This window comes from Mycolicibacterium tokaiense (genome assembly GCF_010725885.1).
Taxonomy (GTDB): domain Bacteria; phylum Actinomycetota; class Actinomycetes; order Mycobacteriales; family Mycobacteriaceae; genus Mycobacterium; species Mycobacterium tokaiense.
The window spans coordinates 888,852-907,611 of the sequence record NZ_AP022600.1; the positions used below are offsets into that span (position 1 = coordinate 888,852).

Annotated in this window: 22 protein-coding genes; 13 read left to right on the top strand and 9 right to left on the bottom strand. The window is 66.9% G+C overall.

Features of this window, described 5'->3' with window-relative positions; all coding sequences use genetic code 11:
• Positions 1-263 precede the first annotated feature (263 nt).
• The 6 genes from G6N58_RS04225 (at position 264) to G6N58_RS04250 (ending at position 5,673) form a co-directional block, all read left to right on the top strand.
• Positions 264-1,529 carry an ABC transporter substrate-binding protein gene (locus G6N58_RS04225; RefSeq protein ID WP_083230921.1) on the top strand — a complete coding sequence of 422 codons (1,266 nt, stop codon included), beginning with the start codon at positions 264-266 and terminating at the stop codon, positions 1,527-1,529.
• 73 nt (positions 1,530-1,602) lie between these two features.
• Positions 1,603-2,463 (top strand): branched-chain amino acid ABC transporter permease, encoded by an 861-nt coding sequence (locus tag G6N58_RS04230; RefSeq protein ID WP_068918717.1) that lies wholly within the window; start codon positions 1,603-1,605, stop codon positions 2,461-2,463.
• The gene (locus G6N58_RS04235; RefSeq protein WP_115279599.1) at positions 2,460-3,479 is read left to right on the top strand and encodes a branched-chain amino acid ABC transporter permease; all 1,020 of its coding nucleotides are present in this window, start codon (positions 2,460-2,462) and stop codon (positions 3,477-3,479) included. The genes G6N58_RS04230 and G6N58_RS04235 overlap by 4 nt, the downstream gene beginning before the upstream one ends.
• Positions 3,476-4,264 (top strand): ABC transporter ATP-binding protein, encoded by a 789-nt coding sequence (locus G6N58_RS04240; RefSeq protein WP_068918719.1) that lies wholly within the window; start codon positions 3,476-3,478, stop codon positions 4,262-4,264. The genes G6N58_RS04235 and G6N58_RS04240 overlap by 4 nt, the downstream gene beginning before the upstream one ends.
• A complete protein-coding gene (locus tag G6N58_RS04245) occupies positions 4,254-4,964 on the top strand; it encodes an ABC transporter ATP-binding protein (protein ID WP_115279598.1) in 711 nt (236 codons plus the stop codon). The genes G6N58_RS04240 and G6N58_RS04245 overlap by 11 nt, the downstream gene beginning before the upstream one ends.
• Before the next feature lie 94 nt (positions 4,965-5,058).
• Positions 5,059-5,673 carry a helix-turn-helix domain-containing protein gene (locus G6N58_RS04250; protein ID WP_068918721.1) on the top strand — a complete coding sequence of 205 codons (615 nt, stop codon included), beginning with the start codon at positions 5,059-5,061 and terminating at the stop codon, positions 5,671-5,673.
• A 15-nt stretch (positions 5,674-5,688) separates the two neighbouring features.
• On the opposite strand, the gene G6N58_RS04255 is transcribed toward G6N58_RS04250, so the two are convergent.
• Together G6N58_RS04255 and G6N58_RS04260 are read right to left on the bottom strand one after the other, a co-directional pair.
• The gene (locus G6N58_RS04255) at positions 5,689-6,642 is read right to left on the bottom strand and encodes an antibiotic biosynthesis monooxygenase (RefSeq protein ID WP_232067728.1); all 954 of its coding nucleotides are present in this window, start codon (positions 6,640-6,642) and stop codon (positions 5,689-5,691) included.
• A gap of 8 nt (positions 6,643-6,650) precedes the next feature.
• Positions 6,651-8,054 carry an amidohydrolase family protein gene (locus tag G6N58_RS04260; RefSeq protein ID WP_115281823.1) on the bottom strand — a complete coding sequence of 468 codons (1,404 nt, stop codon included), beginning with the start codon at positions 8,052-8,054 and terminating at the stop codon, positions 6,651-6,653.
• A gap of 101 nt (positions 8,055-8,155) precedes the next feature.
• Between G6N58_RS04260 and G6N58_RS04265 the strand changes: the two genes are divergently transcribed.
• Positions 8,156-8,824: a GAP family protein gene (locus tag G6N58_RS04265; protein ID WP_115279597.1), complete on the top strand. Its 669-nt coding sequence runs from the start codon at positions 8,156-8,158 to the stop codon at positions 8,822-8,824.
• A 68-nt stretch (positions 8,825-8,892) separates the two neighbouring features.
• Entirely contained in the window at positions 8,893-9,999 is a 1,107-nt protein-coding gene (locus G6N58_RS04270; RefSeq protein WP_115281822.1) for a GGDEF domain-containing protein, read from the top strand.
• Positions 10,000-10,041: 42 nt separating this feature from the next.
• On the opposite strand, the gene G6N58_RS04275 is transcribed toward G6N58_RS04270, so the two are convergent.
• Positions 10,042-10,305, bottom strand: coding sequence for a hypothetical protein (locus tag G6N58_RS04275; protein WP_115279596.1), 264 nt, complete (start codon positions 10,303-10,305; stop codon positions 10,042-10,044).
• 57 nt (positions 10,306-10,362) lie between these two features.
• Here G6N58_RS04275 and G6N58_RS04280 point away from each other — a divergent pair, with 57 nt between their 5' ends.
• Positions 10,363-11,529, top strand: a complete 1,167-nt coding sequence (locus G6N58_RS04280; RefSeq protein ID WP_115279595.1) for an FAD-binding oxidoreductase — start codon at positions 10,363-10,365, stop codon at positions 11,527-11,529.
• 10 nt (positions 11,530-11,539) lie between these two features.
• Complete coding sequence (locus G6N58_RS04285; protein ID WP_115279594.1) at positions 11,540-12,397, top strand: aldose 1-epimerase; 858 nt, start codon at positions 11,540-11,542, stop codon at positions 12,395-12,397.
• Here G6N58_RS04285 and G6N58_RS04290 read toward each other — a convergent pair whose 3' ends face one another.
• From G6N58_RS04290 to nthB, 6 genes are all read right to left on the bottom strand, one after another.
• Entirely contained in the window at positions 12,398-13,456 is a 1,059-nt protein-coding gene (locus tag G6N58_RS04290) for a substrate-binding domain-containing protein (protein ID WP_115279593.1), read from the bottom strand. It abuts the gene before it with no gap.
• 123 nt (positions 13,457-13,579) lie between these two features.
• Positions 13,580-14,020: a MarR family winged helix-turn-helix transcriptional regulator gene (locus G6N58_RS04295; protein WP_232067729.1), complete on the bottom strand. Its 441-nt coding sequence runs from the start codon at positions 14,018-14,020 to the stop codon at positions 13,580-13,582.
• 78 nt (positions 14,021-14,098) lie between these two features.
• Complete coding sequence (locus tag G6N58_RS04300; protein WP_115281821.1) at positions 14,099-14,617, bottom strand: DUF1097 domain-containing protein; 519 nt, start codon at positions 14,615-14,617, stop codon at positions 14,099-14,101.
• 12 nt (positions 14,618-14,629) lie between these two features.
• Positions 14,630-15,016: a nitrile hydratase accessory protein gene (locus G6N58_RS04305; RefSeq protein WP_068918728.1), complete on the bottom strand. Its 387-nt coding sequence runs from the start codon at positions 15,014-15,016 to the stop codon at positions 14,630-14,632.
• A complete protein-coding gene (nthA, locus tag G6N58_RS04310; protein ID WP_068918729.1) occupies positions 15,017-15,613 on the bottom strand; it encodes a nitrile hydratase subunit alpha in 597 nt (198 codons plus the stop codon).
• Between the two features lie 24 nt (positions 15,614-15,637).
• Entirely contained in the window at positions 15,638-16,336 is a 699-nt protein-coding gene (nthB, locus tag G6N58_RS04315; RefSeq protein ID WP_115279592.1) for a nitrile hydratase subunit beta, read from the bottom strand.
• 269 nt (positions 16,337-16,605) lie between these two features.
• Here nthB and G6N58_RS04320 point away from each other — a divergent pair, with 269 nt between their 5' ends.
• From G6N58_RS04320 to G6N58_RS04330, 3 genes are read left to right on the top strand one after another with little or no spacing between them, the layout of a single operon-like run.
• Positions 16,606-16,836, top strand: coding sequence for a CbtB domain-containing protein (locus G6N58_RS04320; protein WP_068918731.1), 231 nt, complete (start codon positions 16,606-16,608; stop codon positions 16,834-16,836).
• Between the two features lie 14 nt (positions 16,837-16,850).
• Complete coding sequence (locus tag G6N58_RS04325) at positions 16,851-17,663, top strand: CbtA family protein (RefSeq protein WP_115279591.1); 813 nt, start codon at positions 16,851-16,853, stop codon at positions 17,661-17,663.
• Positions 17,650-18,651: an acetamidase/formamidase family protein gene (locus G6N58_RS04330; protein ID WP_068918732.1), complete on the top strand. Its 1,002-nt coding sequence runs from the start codon at positions 17,650-17,652 to the stop codon at positions 18,649-18,651. The genes G6N58_RS04325 and G6N58_RS04330 overlap by 14 nt, the downstream gene beginning before the upstream one ends.
• The last annotated feature ends 109 nt before the right edge of the window (positions 18,652-18,760 follow it).

The following is an 18,760-nucleotide window of genomic DNA, read 5'->3' on the forward strand; positions in this document are numbered from 1 at the left end:
TGAGCCACAGGGCCGTCGACGGGCTTTCTTTTTCCGCTCCGGGGCCTCCGAACCGGGCCTCAACAGAGTATTGCGATCTGGATCACAGTGGCCTAGTCTTTCAACACGTTTGAATTCTGGTGCAGTTCCACTTCGGAAGATTAACGCCGCTGTAACGCTTTCGTCCCCGCAATTTTCAATCACATTGTAGCCTCGGCCACAGCAACTGCGTCTGGAATCCCTCGGACAGCAAGTCCAGCCCCATCCCGTCACGGAGGTCATTGATGAAGCTGAAATCTGCCACCAAGGTCTTGGCGGCCGGAGCCGCCCTCGCTCTTGCACTGACCTCCTGCGCCGAGAACGGCGACCGCAGCGGCGGTGGCGACAGCGGCGGCGGCGATCAGGCCGGCGGAGAGATTGTTTTCGGCCAGCTGATCGGTGTCACCGGCAGCTACGCCCCGTTCACGCCCCCTGCCATCGCAGCAGCCAACATCGCCATCGAGGAGATCAACGCCGCGGGTGGGGTCATGGGCCGCGATGTGCGCCTGGTCACCGAGGACAACCGCTCCACCGTGGACGGCGCCATCGCCGGCTTCTCGAAGCTCACCTCCGTCAGCAACGTATCGGTCCTCGGCAGCCTCGAATCCGACGGCCAGGTGGCACTTTTCGACCAGATCGAGCAACGGCAGCTGCCCAACATCTGCTCGTCGTGCGGCACCACGTTCCTTGACAGCAAGGGCGGGAAGTTCTCCTTCCGCGTGGCCGCGTCGGACAGTGATGCCGGCATCATCGTCGCCCAGGTGGCCCGGGACGCCGGCGTGAAGAACCTCGCGATGATCGTGCAGAACACCGAAGGCGCCTCCGGGCCCGCCGAGGTCGCCACCGAGGCATTCGAGAAGACCGGTGGCTCGATCAACCGGGTCTCCATCGAACCCGGCGCCTCGTCGTACAACAGCGAGGTGGCCAAGGCGTTCGAGGGCAACCCGGACGCCCTCTACGTCGGCACGGGTGTGGAGGCGGGCATCCCGATCCTGCGGGAGATCGAGCGCCGCGGCTACGACAAGCCCATCTATGTGTCCCCCGACCTGATCACCCACGAGGTCGCCGCCCTGTCCAACGCCGACCAGCTGTCCGCGGCGCTCACGGCTTTCGACACCGCCAGCCCGGCCTACAAGTCCTACGCCGAACGCTTCACCGCGGCCACCGGTGACCAGCCCGAGCCCGGTATGTACGACGCCAACAACTACGACCAGTACATCCTGTTCGCGCTCGCGATGGAGGCCGCGCAGAGCACCAGCGGTGCCGACGTCGCGGGCAAGATCATCGAGGTCGCCAGCGGGCCGGGTAAAGAGGTGTACTCCTTCCAAGAGGGCAAGGACGCCCTGGCCGCCGGCGAGGACATCAATTTCCAGGGTGCGTCGAGCACGTTGGACATGAACGAGTTCGGCAACCTCGAGTCGCCCCTGCTGGCCGTCCTCACCGTGCAGAACGGGGAGTGGACCCCGGGCGAGCAGATCGAGGTGGATCCGTCCCTGCGCTCCGAGGGGTGACACGTCGGGACGGGGCGGCCGCAGCTGCCGCCCCACCCCTTCGGCTCTGCCCCCTTTCTGAAAGGCAACGTCTGTGAACAACCTGCTGTTCGGTCTCCTGACGGGCTGCATGCTGGCAGTCGCGACGTCGGGATTTGCCCTGCTGCGCAACACCGAACGCTTCCTGCACATCGCCCACGGCCAGTTCATGGCGCTGGGCGCTCTACTGGCCCTGGCCCTCGGCGAGATGGTCGGGGTGGTGGCCGGCATTGCCGGCGCCATCGTGCTCACGTCTGTGATCGCGGCGGCGTGCGGGCGGCTGCTCTTCGACCCGGTCAAGCACCGCGGCGGCAACGTCCTGCTGTTCACCTCGGTGGGTCTGGCCTTTGTGACGTACGCGGTCATGATCGCCGTCTTCGGCACCGAACTGCGCGTCTTCGACATCAACCTGGGCGCAGCTCGGCGCATCGGCCCCTTCGACGTGGCGCCGGGTGAGATCGTGCTGCTGCTGGTGGCCGCCGTGGTGATCGGCGGGCTGTGGCTGCTGCTGGGGCGTACCGGCGTCGGGCGAGACATCCGCGCGGTGGCATCGAACCGTGAACTGGCCCAGATCCGCGGCGTGGCCATCGGCCGGGTCAGCACGACAGTGTGGCTGATCTCAGGTGCGCTGGCGGCAGTCGCCGGCATCATGACCGGCATCCTGGGATCGGTGTCCATCGAATCCGGCTGGGGCTACATTCTTCTCGTCCTGGCGGCAGCTGTGCTGGGTGGAACCGGCAACATCCTCGGCGTCATCGCCGCCGCCCTCGTGCTGGGCGTGGTGATGGACATGAGCGCGTTGGTCATCGACACCACCTACCGGCCGGTGGTCGCGTTCGCCATCCTGATCATCGTGCTGCTGATCCGCCCCCAGGGCCTCTTTTCCTTCCAGTCCCGTAAGGAGGCGGCAGCATGATCTCCATAGAATTCGTGGTCACCATCGCCACATTGGCGTTTGTGTTCGTCATGGCCGGCCAGCTGCTGAACCTGGAGGCCGGCTGGGGTGGCATGTGGGACCTGGGCATCGCCGGACTGATCGCCGTGGGTGCCTACTCCTACGTATTGCTCACCACCTCACCGGATTCCGCGGTGCCGGGGCTCGGCCTCCCGTTCTGGGCGGGCATGCTGGGATCTGCGGTCATCACTGCGCTGGTGGCGGTGTTGATCGGCTGGCCGGCACTGCGGTTGCGCGGTGAGTACTTCCTCATCACCACGTTCGCGTTCGCGGAGATCATCCGTCAGGTCATCATCATCCAGAAAGACCTGACCGGCGGAACCTTCGGTCTCACCTCGGTGGTCAAACCGTTCGAGATGCAGTTCACCTATTCGGGCTACCCGTACGTCCGGCTGTTGATCGTCATCGCGATGGCAGCCGCGCTGTGGATGATCTGCTCGCGGATCGCCACCTCGTCCTACGGAGCCAGCCTGCGAGCCGCACGTGACAACGAACCACTGGCCATGGCGATGGGCAAGTCGATCAAGAGCCTGCGGCTGACCACCTACGGCACCGTCGGCCTGCTGTGTGGGTTCCTCGTCGGACCCGCCTACGCATGGATCCTGGAAGCGCTTGTGCCATCGGCGTTCCGCTCCAATCTGACGTTCACCATCTGGGCCGGTCTGGTGATCGGCGGGCTGGGCAGCCGCTTCGGCCCGATCGTCGGCGCCTTGCTGCTCACTGCGGTGAGCGAGATGGTGCGCCTGGTGGACGTGCCGCACGAGTACGCCAATCTGCACGCCGCGGCGCATCCCTTCCTGGTCGGAGTGCTCTTGATCGCGCTGCTGCGGTGGCGGCCCGACGGGCTGCTGTCCGAGAGCGGCACCTTCGCCCGGTTGCGTAGGCGCTACACCAGACCCACTCCTGCGGATACCGGCGCCGCCACACCCGCCCAGGAACGGGCCAAGGAAACGATTCTGAACGGGGACCGTGCATGAGCGCCACGCCCGCCGATCTCCAGGTGATCGGCGTCAACAAGACATTCGGCGGTGTGCGCGCCCTGCGCGATGTCAACATCACCGTCTCGGGACACGAGATCACCGCGCTGATCGGCCCCAACGGCGCCGGCAAGACCACACTGTTCAACGTGATCTCGGGTTTCGGCACCCCGTACACCGGCAAGGTCACCTTCGGCGGGCGCGATCTCACCGGTCTCCCTGCGCACAAGGTGGCCCGGGCCGGACTGGTCCGGACCTTCCAGACCCCCATCGGGTTCACGTCGATGACCGTGGTGGAGAACATCGCGCTGGCCACCGGCGGGTCCGAACTCGATTACCCCTGGACGCCATTTCTGCGTTGGAAGCAGGACCGGCGCCGGCGGGCCGCGGCGTTCGACGCCGCGTGGGCACAACTGGAGCAGGCAGATGCCGCCGACCTCGGCGACCGCGCCATGGCCGACCTGTCGCCGGGCGACGCCAAGCTCGTCGAGATCCTGCGCCAACTCGCACTCGCACCGCAGATGCTGCTGCTCGACGAGCCGGCGGCCGCGATGACGGTCAACCAGATCGAGACCCTGGCCGCCATCATCCGCGACATCTCGGCGCGGGGCATCGGCGTACTGGTCATCGACCACAACCTCAGCTTCGTGCTCGGCCTGGCCGCACAGGTGCACGTGCTGGAACACGGAGCGGTGATCGCCTCGGGTACGCCCGATCAGATCGGAACCGATCCCGACGTCAAACGCATCTACCTCGGAGGAGCTGAAGAGTCAGATGTTGCTTGAATCCAGCAGTCTCAGCACCGGTTACGGCCCACTGACGGTTGTCCGCGACGCCACCTTCACGGTGGCCGAGGGTGAGATCGTCGCCATCGTGGGCCCCAACGGAGCGGGCAAGTCCTCGCTGATGAAGGCCATCGCACGCTCGCTGCCCCTGCACGGCGGATCACTCACCTTCAAGGGCAGCGACCTGGCCGCGGTCCCCCAGAACGCCATCGCAAAGCTCGGTATCGGCTACGTCCCACAGCAGGGCAACGTCTTTCCCGAGTTGTCCGTCGGCGAGAACCTCCAGGTGTCCTGCCGCGGCAGCCTGGCCGAGGGCAGGGCCGTCACCAAACAGGTGCTCACCCAGTTCCCCCGTCTGGGTGAACGCATCACCCAGGCGGCAGCCACGCTGTCCGGCGGGGAACGTCAGATGCTGGCAATCGCCTGCGCGCTGGTGGGCTCGCCCGCGCTGCTGATGCTCGACGAGCCCACCACCGGCCTGGCGCCGCTGATCGTGCGGGAGCGCATCGCGGACATCCAGCGGCTGCGCGACCAGGGTGCCGGTGTGCTCTGGATCATCGAAGAACACCCCCGCATCTGCCTGCCCGCCGTCGACAAGGTGCACTTCATGTCCGACGGAACGCTCGGTCCCGCAACAGACGCCAAGGACCTGCTCGCCGAGGGAGCGCTGGAGGAACTCTTCTTCGGCGTCGCCCACTGATCCGCCCGCGGGCCGGCGCGCTCCCCCGCATCCGCCGACCCGCGGGCACCCCTTTTCTGTTGCAGTGCAGTGATTTCCGATCCCGGGGAGGGACATGAGTGTCGGCGGCGACAACGGCCTGCCAGGTGTGGAGACCGCGTCGGAGTTGGCCACCCGCCGGCTCGGCGCCGAGATCCGGCGGGTTCGGGCCGAGCGCGGGCTGACCCTGGTCGACATCGCGAACACCACCGGCCTGAGCGTCTCGATGCTGTCCATGTTGGAACGCGGCAAAACCGGTGTCTCCGTGGGATCGCTGGTGGCCATCGCCTCGGCGATGGGGGTGGCGGTGGGTGAGTTGTTCCAGTCGCCGCCCGCCCCACCGCTGTCACTGGTGCGTCGCGGTGAACAGCAGGAGCTGACCATCGGGCGCGGTGTCGTGCGCAGGCTGATCCAGCGCAGCACCGAGCACGGACTGGAGGTCGCCTCCCTGCATCTGGATCCCGGCGCCCACACCGGCTCGGAGATGGTGCGCCACGAGGGCCAGGAAGTGGTGGTGCTGCAGAGCGGCACGCTGACGGTGCACATCAACGACACGGTGACCGAACTCGATGCCGGGGATTCCATCCGCTTTGACGCCTCGGCACCTCACCGGTTCGCCAACACCGGCACCATCGCTGCCAGATCGCTTCTGGTGGTGCGTATTCCACTGCCTCATCACTACGGCCACTGACGTCGCACCGCATTTTCAGCTGTTGTAGTCCCAGAACTGCAACCAGTGCACGCCCGCGAACACCGCCAGCGTGGCCGCGTAACCGACCAGGATCACTGCGGCCCCGGTGAACCCGACGCGCCACCCCCGCCCCCGCACCGGATCCAGCCAGCGGGTGAACGGTTTGGTCGCCCACGGCATCAGATACCACTGCATGGCGACGATGCTGAGCACCTGGCTCAGCCACAGCGCCAGCCACGGCTGGGCGCCGTAACGGTCGAACACCGGGCCGACGAACCGCGACAGCAGCATCACCGTGGGGTACAGCACCAGCAGCACCATCATGGCCGACTTCCAGTTCGGCGTCAGCAGGGTGCGGCCGTTCTCGATGCGCACCGTGGTGGCGAACGGAGTGGTGGAGGTCAGCGCCGCGAAATCCTCGGTGAGCACCGAACGCAGTGGAGCCAGCGCAGTTGCGCGCTCGGGTGAGTCGATCCACTGCGAGAGTTGCTCTGCGGTACGGTATCTCACCAGCGAGAGCCAGGTCGGGGTGTCGCCGGGGCCGAACAGCGCCGCCCCCTGGAAGCCGGGGTACCTGGCGCTGGCCCGATTCAACGTGCGCTGGGCCTCGGCGAAGTCCTGCTCACGTCCGGCGGACACCTCGTGCCGGAACGCGTCGACGCCCGTGGGTCCGGGGCGGCCGTCGACCAGCACCAGATCGGTGGCGCGGTGATACACCCCGCGGTTGGTCCCGGCCTGCATCACCGTGGCGCGGTCGGCACCGTCCAGCCACGCGTCGGTGTGCGGCTGGTCCGCGAAGGTGATGGCGACCGCCCAATCCAGGTACGGCTCGTCGTGCAGCGACACCCGCCCGGAGAGGAAGCCCGGTGCCCGGCCCGCCGATGCCACGAGTTCCGCCGCCCAGGTGTCGAAGCTCGGGGCCGGATGGAAGACGCTCACCACGGTGGCGGCGCGGCCGGGATCGTCCACGAGCACCTCTAGCCTGGGCCGACTCGGCGGCCTTGGACGTACACCTCGGAGATCGCCGGTTCCCGGATCCCCATCAGCAGGGCGAACAGCGTCTGTTCGGCCGCCCGGCCGGGATCGTCAGACCGCACCCCGTGGGTCAGCGCCGCGTTGAGCGCCGGCACCCGGGATGCGTCGATCACCACGAAGTCGGCCTCCTTGCCCACGTCGAAGTTACCGAAGCGGTCCTCCATGTCCAGCGCCCTCGCTCCGGCGAGGGTACCGAGGAACAGCATCTCGCCCGGGTGCATCGACACCCCGTCATCCCCGGCTTCGCTGATGTGGACCTTGAAGGCGTCGCTGAGCACCCGCGGGATCAGCCACTCGTCCCCACCACCGAAATCGGTTCCCGCAGCGATGTTCACGCCCGAGGCCACGGTCGACTTCCACGGCATGGTGCCCGAACCGAGGAACTGCTGGGACACCGGGCAGTGGGCGATCGAGGTGCCGGTCTCGGCCATCCGGGCCAGTTCGACATCCTGGCAGTGCACACTGTGCGCCAGGATGGTCCTGCGGCCCAGCAGGCTTTTGCCGCCCACCGCGGACCCCGGCAGGAATCTGCCGTCGTAGGTGTCCAGATAGGTGTTCACCTGGTAGAGCTGCTTGGTCGAGTCCACCTCGCCGGTGCCCGCGCGGTTGTTCTCGTTGAGGTGACTGTGAACGTAGACACCGCGGTGGCGTACCGAGTCATACAGTTCGCCAAGGGCTTTCAAGGTTTCGACGGTGACCGACAGAGAGAACCGGGGCACGATCGCGACATGCAGCAGTGCGGTGTCGACGTTGCCGGTGTCAGCGGCGTGCCATCGGTCGATCTCTTCCCGTGTGAGCCGGATGGCGTCGGCCTCCGAGGTGAGCAGAGGGGAAGCCGAGGCCGGGCCCACCGTCTGGATGCCCCGCCCGCTCACGAGGCGCAATCCACGCCGGCGTGTCTCACCGAACAGCGCATCCTGGGCGTGCGGGAAGGCCGAGCCGAACACCATCGCCGCGGTGGTGCCCGCAGCGATCCGGCGATCGCAGAACTCCACGGCGGCCTGCGCGGCGAACTCAGGGTCGGCGAATCGGGCCTCGGAGGGGAAGATGCACTGCTCCAACCACTCCAGCAGTTGGCCGCCACCGTAGGAGTCGCCGGCGTAGGTTTGCGGAAAGTGGATGTGGGTGTCCACGAAGCCCGGCAGCAGAAAACCCGGCCGGTGGTCGTGCACCGCAGCCGTCCCGTCGTCGTCGGGCAGGGCCGAACGCGGCCCGCAGAAGACGATCCGGCCGCCGTCGTCCACCACCAGTGCCCCGTCGGGCACCGAGACCAGCGCGGCGGCGGCGTCGCCGAGGATGGGACCACCTCCGATGTGGAAAAGGTGTCCGAGGTGTATCTGTGTCACGGCCACACTCCTGGTCCGCCGGCAGTCATCGGAGACTACCGTTTCCCGGGCGTTTCGCCACGTCGTGCGCGAACGTCATCGTCATTCGCTAGTTTCATGGCGTGGCTAACAGCTGGGGCTCATCGCTGGCAGAACTGGTACCGCTGTCGATGGTGGTGGCACTGTCGCCGCTGTCGATCATCCCGGCCGTCCTGGTGCTGCACACCGCCCGGCCCAAACCCACGGGGTTGGCGTTCCTGGCCGGCTGGGTGGCGGGCCTGACAGCGCTGACGTCGCTGTTCGTGGGGATTTCCGGATTGCTGGGCGGGTTGGGGGGCCAGCCGCCGGCGTGGGCGTCCTGGGTTCGCGTCGCGGTGGGCGCCGCACTGATCGTGTTCGGCATCTTCCGGTGGGTGACGAGGCACAGCCGGCCGCACCAGATGCCCGGCACCCGCCACATCTCCGAAGCAGGCCCCACCAAAGCGCTCGTGATCGGTGCCCTGCTCACCGTGGTCAACCCGAAGGTGTTGTTCATCTGCGCCGCCGCGGGCCTGGCGATCGGCACCTCGGGTCTGGGGGCCGGTGTTCCCGCTGCCGAAGCAGTTTTCGTGGCACTGGCCGCCTGCACCGTGGCGCTGCCCATCGTGGCCTACGCGGTGTCGGGCGCGAAGCTGGACCCCACCCTGGCCCGGGTGAAGGCGTGGATGGAGAAGCACAACGCGGTGCTGGTGGCGGGCATTCTGGTGGTCATCGGGGTGATGGTGCTCTACAAGGGGATTCACGGTCTGTGATCGGGGCGCCCGGCTGACGCGCTGGTAAACTCCCCGGCCGGGGAGTGGGAGAAACGCGGGAGAACCACGTGGCCGGGACCGAAGTGCGCTGGTGGCAGCGTCCCGACCACTACGACTGGTACACCGCCTACCTCAAAGACCGTGGCCTGCAAGAGCAGTGGCGTGCGGCCATCGTCGCATTCACCTGTCTGCTGGCCGGCGTCCCGCTGATCTTGATCACCAGCCCCACCGGTCCCGACCATCGTCAGACCGTCGCCGTGTCGTTGATCGCGACGGGCCTCGGAGCGCTGGCCTCGGTGGTGTGGCTGCGGCGCTGGCCCACGCGCCGAGATTCGATGCTCTATTGCATGATCGCCTCGGTCTCCACCGCGCTGGCGTGCCTGGCGCAGTCGGCTCCCTACGCCACCGTGATGGGCTGCACGGCGTTCGCGATCATCGGTGGCTTCATCGCGCACTTCCACGCGCCGGCCCTGGTGGCGGGCAACGTTGCCCTCGCGCTGACCTGTGCCGGGATCGGCGCCTACCGGCTGGTGTCCGCCACCGGCGACCTGGCGCTGGCCGGGTCGGGTCTGCTCATCGTGGGGGCCCTGAACATCGGCGTCCCCTTCGGCATCCACTCGCTGTCCCACGCCCTGCGGACAGACCTGCGCAGGGCAGGTCACGACCCGCTGACCGGGCTGCTCAATCGCCGGGCGTTCCACCACGCCGTGCACGAGCTGCTGATGGCCGAGCACACCGGTCTGGACACACACCTGGTGGTGGCCTTGATCGACCTGGACGACTTCAAACGTCTCAACGACACCCGCGGGCACGCCGTCGGGGACCAGGCGCTGATCGCGGTCGCCGATGCGATCCGGGCGAACAGTGGCGCACGCGCGGTTGTCGGGCGGCTGGGCGGGGAGGAGTTCGTCGTGGCCCGGACCGCGCCGGACACCCATCCCTCGGACTGGGCGGAGGGCTTGCGACGTGGCATCGCCGACGTGCCGTATCAGGTGACCGCGAGCATCGGCACCGCAGGCGCACGGCTGGCGGACCTGATCACCTCAGACCTCGTGGACATACTGATCCACACCGCGGACGCGGCGATGTACGACGCGAAACGGGCGGGCGGCAACCGGGTGATGCACCGGAGCGGCCCGGCGCGCGGCGAGTCGAACCCTGTCCGTCCGGGTTAGCCTCCACCGCGGCGCAGCGCACACTGTGGCTGCCGCACAGCGTTATTCGGATCTGTTGCGCGCGAGCCGGGAGGCCAATTCGAGTCGCCGCCGCACGTCGTACCTGTCGGTCTGATCCTGGGTGCCTGTGAAGATCCACAGGGCCAGCAGTATGTCGCCGGCAGTGATGAACAGGCCCCACCAGTACATCCACTTCACCGTCGGGTCGGGCTGCACTGCGAAGTAGATCACCAGGAAGATCGGGCCGACGATCCCGAAGACGAACATCATCGCCTGGATGCGCACATACCGCCAGAATGCCTGCATGCACCCTCCAGGTCCTGGGTCCACTCGGCCGTCAGTGTACGGCCTACACTCGCCCGGGTGGGCCTGGAAGATCGAGAAGCACTCGCCGTGCTACAGGCCGCCGTCGATCCCCTGACCGCGGCCGACACCGTGGTCGGACGCTTCTACACCACCTGGTTCGCGATCGACCCGTCGGTGCGCGACATGTTCCCGCCCGACATGACCACCCAGCGTGCGGTCTTCACCCGCGCCCTGAACTGGCTGCTCGGTGAGTTCGTCGCCCAGCGGGCCGAGGAACCGGTGGCGTTCCTGGCCCAACTCGGTCGCGACCATCGCAAGTACGGGGTGGCGCCCCGTCACTACGAGTCGCTGGCCCACGCGCTCTACGCCACGTTGCGTCACGAGGTGGGGGCAGCCTGGACCCCTGCGGTCGAGGATGCCGCCCGACACGCCATCAACCTGATGGGCGGGGTGATGAGCGGTGCGGCGGCCGCCGAGGAGGGCCCGGCCTGGTGGGAGGGCACCGTGGTGGAGCACAATCGCGTCTCCCGCGACCTCGCTGTGGTGCGGCTCTACCTGGACCGGCCCATGGATTACCACCCGGGCCAATACGTGAATGTGGAAGTGCCGCAATGGCCTCGACGCTGGCGCTACCTGTCGCCGGCCATTCCCGCGCAGCCGGACGGGGGCATCGAGTTCCACGTGCGAACGGTCTCGGGGGGCATGGTCAGCACCGCCGTGGTGGAAGAGACCCGTCCGGGTGACCGGTGGAAGATGTCCAGTCCGCACGGCGCCCTCGAGGTGGATCGCGACGCCGGTGATGTGCTCATGGTGGCGGGCAGCACCGGGCTGGCTCCGCTGCGGGCCATCATCATGGATCTGTGCCGCTTCGGCGTGAATCCACGGGTGCACCTGTTCTTCGGCGCCCGTTACCCGTGCGAGTTGTACGACCTCAAGACGTTGTGGGAGATCGCGTCGACGAACCCGTGGTTGTCGGTCACCCCGGTCTCGGAGTACGCGGGCGATCCGCCGTGGGCCTCGGACTACCCGGATCCCCAGCCACCGCGCGGGCTGCACGTGCGACAGACCGGTCTGTTGCCCGACGTCGTGACGCGCTACGGCGGTTGGGGTGACCGGCAGATACTGATCGCCGGCGGACCCGCCATGGTGACCCGCGCGCGTGCCGCGTTGATCGCCAAAGGCGCTCCGGCCGAGCGCATTCAGCAGGATCCCATCAACGGATAGGCTCACCATCGTGGACATCGTGACTCTACAAGACGGACCCGTGATCGCGCGCTTTGTTCCCCACGCGGGCATGATCGGCATCTCGCTCAGCGACGACGGTACCGAACTGCTCGGTCAACGCCGCGGCCTGGACACCTACATCTCGGCGGGGAAGACAATGGGCCTGCCGCTGCTCCATCCCTGGGCGAACAGGTTGAGCGTCAACAATTTCGAGCCGGACGCTGCGGGTGTGCGCACCGATCCCAACGGTCTGCCCATCCACGGGCTGCTGGCCGCGCACCCGGACTGGGAGGTGGTGTCGCAGTCCGCGCAGACGCTGGTGGCCCACTTCGACTTCGCCGCGCACCCCGAGCTGCTGGCCAGCTTTCCGTATCCGCATCTGCTCGAGATCGCCGTCACGCTGTCGGGACGCACCCTGACGCTGCGCACCACCGTCACCGCCACCGGCGGCACTGCGGTGCCGTTGTGCTTCGGCTTCCATCCGTACCTGCAGATCCCGGGCGTTCCCCGCGGGCAGTGGTGGGTCGAGACGCCTGCCCTGCGCCATCTCCCGGTTGATGAGCGTGGTCTGCCCACCGGGGAGTCCACCACAGCGCCGGCAGCGCGGGAAGTGCTGGGTGACAGGGCTTTCGACGACGGTTATGACCAGGTGCCCCACGGCGCTGTGTTCGCGGTGTCCGCCGGCGACCGGCGTATCCAGGTGCAGTTCCTGGAGGGGTATCCGGCCGCCCAGATCTTCGCCCCGCCGGCCGAGGACGTGATCTGTTTCGAGCCGATGGCCGCGCCCACCGACGCCTTGACCCGGGGCGACTACCGGACTGCTGCCCCCGGCAACCCGGCGGTGGCCTCGTTCTCCATCACCGTGTAGCTAGGCAGCCGAGATCCGGTCCCGTATCTCGAAATCCAGGCCTACCGCCTCGGCCAGATAGATGTCCTGGGTCAGCTGGTTGCCCCGCATGGTCACCTCACCGCGCGGGCTGACGTAGGTCAGGTTCTGCGCCGCACTGGTCAACTCGGCGATGCCCAGGGAGCCGGCGCGCCCGGCGAGCATGATCAGCAGGGTCAGCGCCTCGTAGCAGGATTCGCCGATACTGTTCAACGCCGGCGCCGCCGGACCGAAGTGACCGTAGTAGTGTGCGGCGAAGTCCAGGCTCGCTGTGGTGTTCAGCGCTTCGAAATAGCCCGCTGCGGCAAAGAGTCCTGCGGTGCTCTCACTTCCGCTGGCCAGCAGCATGTTCTCCTCCACGTGGGGGCTCAGGCGCGGCACCGTGGCGTCCAACCCCGTGGCCGCGAATTGGCGATTGAACGCCACCCCGTCGCCGCCCACCAGCAGCAGCACCACCCCGGCCGCCCCGGTCTGCTCGACCTGCCTGATGGCTTCACCGAAATCCTGGGTGCCCAGGGGCACGTAGATCTCATCAAGCAGGGGCCTACCCGCGGCGCGGGCGTGCAGCCGCGCGGCCGCCCCCGTCTGCCGGGGCCAGATGTAATCGTTGCCGATCAGCACCCACCGGTCGATGCCGTACTGGGTGTGCATCCAGTCCATGGCCGGTAACAGCTGGCGGGACGGCGTTTCCCCGGTGAGGAACAGCCCGGGCGTGCGTTCTCCCCCCTCGTAGAGGGGGCCGTACACATAGGGCACCCGGTTGGCGGTCACCCGGGCGATTGCCTGCCGCACCGGAGAGATGTGCCAGCCGGTCACGGCGTCGACCAGGCCCCGGTCGATGAGCCGCGCGATGTCGCCTGCCACCACGTCCGGGGCCCGGCTTCCGTCAACCACCCGCAGGCGCACCTGCCTGCCGAACAGACCGGTGGTGGCGTTCAGATCGGCGATGGCCAGTTCCGCGGAGGCCTCACACGACGGGCCGTAGATCCCGGCCGAACCGGTGCGCGGGACCACCAGCGCGATGTCGACGTCTGCGTCCATCGTGTGCGCCCTCCTGCCGACTCGACCACGATCGCGATAGCGGAACGCTACGTGCCACCCGTTACCGAGACATTGCGCGATTGTTCTGTGCAAGAAAAGTTGCGCAGCGGTAGCGATATCGCGTCAACGACCCGGAATCGGCAGCTCGCTCGCCCGCGCCAGCGTGCGGATCAGATGGACTGCGGTGTCCTCGCCGAACTCCTCGATGAGCGCGGCCTTCATGGCGGCCTCCTGCTTGGCCAGCTTGCGGATCTTGGCCTTGCCCCTGGCCGACAGGTAGATCAGCACCCGCCTGCGATCGGTCGCGTCCACGCGGCGGAGGACGAATCCGCCGTCCACCAGTTTGTCGACGATGCGCGTCAGGGTGGGCGGGGGAATTCCCATGGCGGTGGACATCTCCGTCATGGTGAACCCGTCACCCCCGCGCAGCGCACCGAGAACACGCCATCCCTCGATGGTGGCCACTTCGCTGTCGAGCAGTCCCTGCGACAGCGCGTCCGTCCACCACCGGCCGGCCCGGAAGAAGACCTCGGACACGCTCTCGATACTGGTCGAGATCGCCACCCCTGCTCCTGACATGATCGCTTCCATTGCGAACTGTTGTTTCGCAAGCCTAACTTGATTGCGGCTCGAACGCACCGCTCACGCGGGTTGCGCGAGCGGTGCTGTCCGAGAACCGAATACCCGCGCGATGCCGGCGGCACCCCACTCCGAGAGCACGCCGAAGCCTGCACCCACCAGCGCCGTGACTGCCGCCACCAGAGCGGGATGGGAGATACCTGCGGTGGTGATGCCGTTCCCGGTGGCCGCAATGGTGCCCACGGTCATCGCGAAACCGAACACGATGGCCGGCGTTGCCGAGATCCAGGGCAGGCGTGACGCCTGCACCATGGCCAGACTGCCGATGCCCACCGCGATCGAGAGCAGCAGCGCACTGCTGCTGGCCTGTACGGACAGCAGTGTCACTGTGGCAATGACGATGCCGGTCCAGTTGCACGCCACCGACTTCAGCAGACCCTTCAGTCCCGAGCCCACGAAGAAGAACGACGCCCAGGCCAGGAACAGCACCCAGACCGGCAGGGGCCACACCGTCGCGGTGAGCAGAGTCGACAGCATGCCGAACACACCGACGCTGATCGACAATGCGGTAATCTTGGACATCACGACCCCCGCTCAGTGGTGGTGGTCATGATCGTGATCATGATCGTGGTCGGAATCGGCATGTGAAAGACGCTCGGACTCAGCGTGAGTGCGCTGCTCCAGCACCGCGGTGGTGGCAAAATCCTTCTCGGCGACCAACCTGCAGAATGCCTCCCCGAACTGCCGGTAGTAAACCGCCGGATCGCAGGTGTCGTCGATGCCGGACTCATCGATGACGGCGATGAGGTGCGTCTTGAACTCATCCCACTCGAAGGCACCGGACTGGCACATGTGCACCACCAGTCCGAAAAGACGTCCCTGCCAGGGCGCGTCGAACACCAATTCGCCATTCGAGCGGGGCAGAGCGGCGGCGGTACCCACCGCGTCCAGACGGGTCAGGTCGATGGTCGGCGCGCTCACCTAGGCCCCCTGCGGTGCGGACACCAGCGCGGTACCCACCATCGAGTCACGGCTGATCAGGGGGATCAACTCCTCGGCGGTCATGCCGTCCGTTCCCTCGGGACGCTGCGGGATCACCAGGTAGCGGATCTCGGCGCTGCTGTCCCACACATCGATCTTGACATCGTCCGGCAGGGTGACTCCGAATTCGCCGAGCACACTGCGCGGCTCCTTCACCACCCGTGCCCGGTACTGCGGGTACTTGAACCAGGCCGGCGGTATGCCCAGCAGGGTCCACGGGTAGCAGGAGCACAGCGTGCAGACCACCACGTTGTGCCGCTCTGCGGTGTTCTCCACCGCCACCATGTGCTCGGTCTGCAGACCGGTGAAGCCCATGTCGGCGATGGCGGCGGTGGCATCGCGCAACAGCCATTCCCGGTACTCGGGCTCGGTCCACGCGCGCGCCACCACTTTGGCACCGTTGATCGGCCCCATGTCGTTCTCGAACGACGCCACCACGGCGTCGACAGCCTCGTGTTCGGCGAGGCCCTTTTCGACCATCAGTGACTCGAGTGCGTTGATGCGCGCCTCGACCTGGGATTGTGACAGCCAGTCCATGTTCGTAATCGCTCCTTGTGCGGTTCAGTTGGTGACGGGTTCGAGGTAGCCCTCGAAAAGATCGGCGTACAGGTCGAATTCCTCGGAGACCGCTTCGCCCCAGAGCTCGGTGGAGGTGAACTTCACCATGTAGAGCTGGTGCGGCTCCTCCACCTGCTGGTGTGCGCTGAGCGCCGGATCGCGGAAGGCTCCGTACTGCTTGACCACCTCGCCGGTGGCGCGGTTGAGGTAGCCCGGAAGCCGGTTGTGGGTTGCGTCGTGGATGTTGCGCACCCGTACGGTGGCTCCGAGTTCGAAGATGGGCGGTGTGGTGGCAGGCAGGTCGTGCGGGGTGCCGTTCCACAGGAAATCCATCATGTTCTCGCCGAGCTTCGACAGTGTCTCCGGCTTTGCCGGGTGGGGCGTCATGGCGGGCTCACCCAGCTCGCTCATCCGCTGATCGACCTCTTCATGGGAGATCAGCCCCTTGTCGTTGAGCAGCTTCTCCACCGAGAACAGCCAGTGCGAATAGTAGGTGGAGTCGGTGTAGTCACTCCACTTCATCAACTCGATGCCGTGGCGCTGTTCATCGAGGTTGAACACCCCCTGCTGCAGGGCCATTGCGGTGACCGCGTGCATCCGGCCCTCGAACGGATACCGCCAGTTGGGGATACCCGGTTCCAGGAACTCTGTGGCGATGGGGCCGAGACCGTCGCGGCCTCCGACATCGTGCGGACCATGCATCGTGGATCCCGCCTCCAATCTCGTGGTTCGTGTTGTTTTGTTCTGCATCGGAATACTTCCAACAGAAAGGATGCGCATACCTGCGCCGCTCCGCAATCTGTCGACGCAGCTGTTACACGGCTTTAACGCGGGCTCGCTTGGGCGTAAATTTCATGTTTCCAGCGACCTTGATGAGCCCATTCAGGTTGACGACAGTGCGGCAGCATCCTGAGACTGTCGATCGCAAGCAATATTTGTCCAATGGAACTATCTACCAAGAAGGAAACCCGATGTCGACCTCCGAAACCGGTATCGCCACCTCGCGGACAACAGCCGTCGAACTGCCCGACAGCGCCACCACCAGCGCCGCACTGTGGCTCACCGTCACCACGGTTCTGGCGCTGATCGCCTACTACTTCCTGGCATTCGACCAGGGCGCGGTGTCGGTGTTCGGCTCCGACACCCACGTGCACGAGTTCCTCCACGATGCCCGCCACCTGCTGGGCTTCCCCTGCCACTGAGAATCCAGGACACCATGATGGAGAAACGACTGATCGGCCTCGGCCTCGGAGCCGGCCTGCTGGCGGGTGTGGCGTCCTTCGCCTATGCGCGCCTGCAGGCCGCTCCCCTGATCGCGGCCGCCATCGACTACGAGGGGGCGCGCTCCCACGCCGAAGAGGCTCTCGGAGGCGGGCATTCACACGAGCACGAGGTGTTCAGCAGGAGCGTGCAGGAGAATCTCGGAGCAGGTGTGGGCACCGTTGTGTTCGCCGTGATGACCGGCGCCCTGTTCGCCGTGGCGCTGTGCATCGCGCTGGCCACCCTGCGGCGCCACCGGATGCCGGCCGATCCCGGGGCCGTTGCCGCCGCACTGGCGGCACTGGCTTTTGTGGCGGTGTGTGTCATCCCGTGGATCGCCTACCCCGCCACCCTGCCCGGCGTCGGGCAACCCGACACCGCCGGCGCCCGCACCACGGCCTATCTGGCCCTCATGCTGTCGTCGATCGCCCTGGCCGCGCTCGCGGCATGGGGTGCCGTCCGCCTCACCGGGCGGGTCGGCGGCCCCACCGCCGCGGCACTGGGCACGGGTGCGTATCTGGCGGCGATCACGCTGGTGATCAGCCTGCTCCCGGCCTACCGCGAAACGCCCGAACCGATCACCACCGGCGATGGCGCTGTGGCATTCCCCGGTTTTCCCGCCGACCTGCTGGCCGACTTCCGCACCGTGACCATCGTCTGCCAGGGAATTCTCTGGCTGGTGCTGGCGGCAACCTTCGCTGTGCTGACACCGCGGGTGCTCGGTGGCCGGACTTCAACCAGGACAGAGGATTTGAGTGCGCATCGTTGAGTTCATCCCGACGCCCGACCAGTATGTGTGGACTTTCGGCGGCGCCGAACCGGTGATGGAGGTGGCACCGGGTACCGCTCTGCGGCTGTGGACCGAGGATGCCTTCGCCGGGCGGGTCACGTCATCGTCGGACAAGCCCAGCCAGGTGCTCAACCCGAAGGAACTCAACCCGCAGACCGGCCCGTTCTACGTCACCGGAGCGCAACCGGGCGACACCCTGGCCTTGCATGTCGTGTCTCTGGAGCCGGCCCGGGACTGGGCAGCCTCCACCACGATCCCCTTGTTCGGCGCGCTGACCGGCACGGACCGGACGGCGGGTCTGCAAGCCCCACTGCCGGAGCTGACCTGGATCTACCGTGTGGACGCCGCAGCGTCGACAGCGACGTTCACCGCGCACGAGAGTGACTTCTCACTCGAGGTCCCGTTGGCGCCGATGCTCGGCACCGTCGGCGTGGCCCCCGCACTGCGCGAGGTGCGCACCACTCTGGTGCCCGACTATTTCGGGGGCAACATGGACACCCCGGAACTGAGGGCGGGCACCACGATCTACCTCGGCGTCAACGTCGACGGTGCGGTGTTCTCCGTGGGCGATGGCCACTACCGTCAGGGCGAGGGCGAGACCTGCGGGACCGCACTGGAAGGCGCCATGAACGTGACCTTGATCGTGGACCTCATCAAAGGTCATGCTCCGGCGTGGCCGCGACTGGAACACGACGACGCGCTGCTGACAGTGGGATCGGCGCGCCCGCTCGAAGATGCCTGGCGCTGCAGTCAGGTCGAGATGGTGCGCTGGCTGCAGGAACTCTACGGGCTCGGTCCGATGGACGCCTACCAGTTGTGCAGCCAGCTGTGCCTGTCACCCCTGGCCAACGTGGTGGATGTCAACTACAGCGCCGTCACCAAGATCCACAAAGCTCTTCTGCCGCAGTCACTTCCCTACGCGGGTATGCACGCCACGATGCGGGCGGCAGCAGCGTCACTGGTCTGACAACGACAACTGCGCGACCGCAGTGTGCGGTCGCGCAGTTGTCGTTCGGTTCTCAGCGCCTACTTCGGGGCTCGATGTCTCGCCTCCTCAGAGGCTCTCCGCAAGCTCC

Coding starts and splice junctions, on each gene's coding strand:
- G6N58_RS04240 (WP_068918719.1), top strand. CDS start 3,476: ATGAGCGCCACGCCCGCCGATCTCCAGGTGATCGGCGTCAACAAGACA.
- nthA (WP_068918729.1), bottom strand. CDS start 15,613: ATGGACTGGCTGTCACAATCCCAGGTCGAGGCGCGCATCAACGCACTC.
- G6N58_RS04225 (WP_083230921.1), top strand. CDS start 264: ATGAAGCTGAAATCTGCCACCAAGGTCTTGGCGGCCGGAGCCGCCCTC.
- G6N58_RS04235 (WP_115279599.1), top strand. CDS start 2,460: ATGATCTCCATAGAATTCGTGGTCACCATCGCCACATTGGCGTTTGTG.
- G6N58_RS04300 (WP_115281821.1), bottom strand. CDS start 14,617: ATGTCCAAGATTACCGCATTGTCGATCAGCGTCGGTGTGTTCGGCATG.
- G6N58_RS04245 (WP_115279598.1), top strand. CDS start 4,254: ATGTTGCTTGAATCCAGCAGTCTCAGCACCGGTTACGGCCCACTGACG.
- G6N58_RS04275 (WP_115279596.1), bottom strand. CDS start 10,305: ATGCAGGCATTCTGGCGGTATGTGCGCATCCAGGCGATGATGTTCGTC.
- G6N58_RS04250 (WP_068918721.1), top strand. CDS start 5,059: ATGAGTGTCGGCGGCGACAACGGCCTGCCAGGTGTGGAGACCGCGTCG.
- G6N58_RS04320 (WP_068918731.1), top strand. CDS start 16,606: ATGTCGACCTCCGAAACCGGTATCGCCACCTCGCGGACAACAGCCGTC.
- nthB (WP_115279592.1), bottom strand. CDS start 16,336: ATGCATGGTCCGCACGATGTCGGAGGCCGCGACGGTCTCGGCCCCATC.
- G6N58_RS04290 (WP_115279593.1), bottom strand. CDS start 13,456: ATGGACGCAGACGTCGACATCGCGCTGGTGGTCCCGCGCACCGGTTCG.
- G6N58_RS04325 (WP_115279591.1), top strand. CDS start 16,851: ATGATGGAGAAACGACTGATCGGCCTCGGCCTCGGAGCCGGCCTGCTG.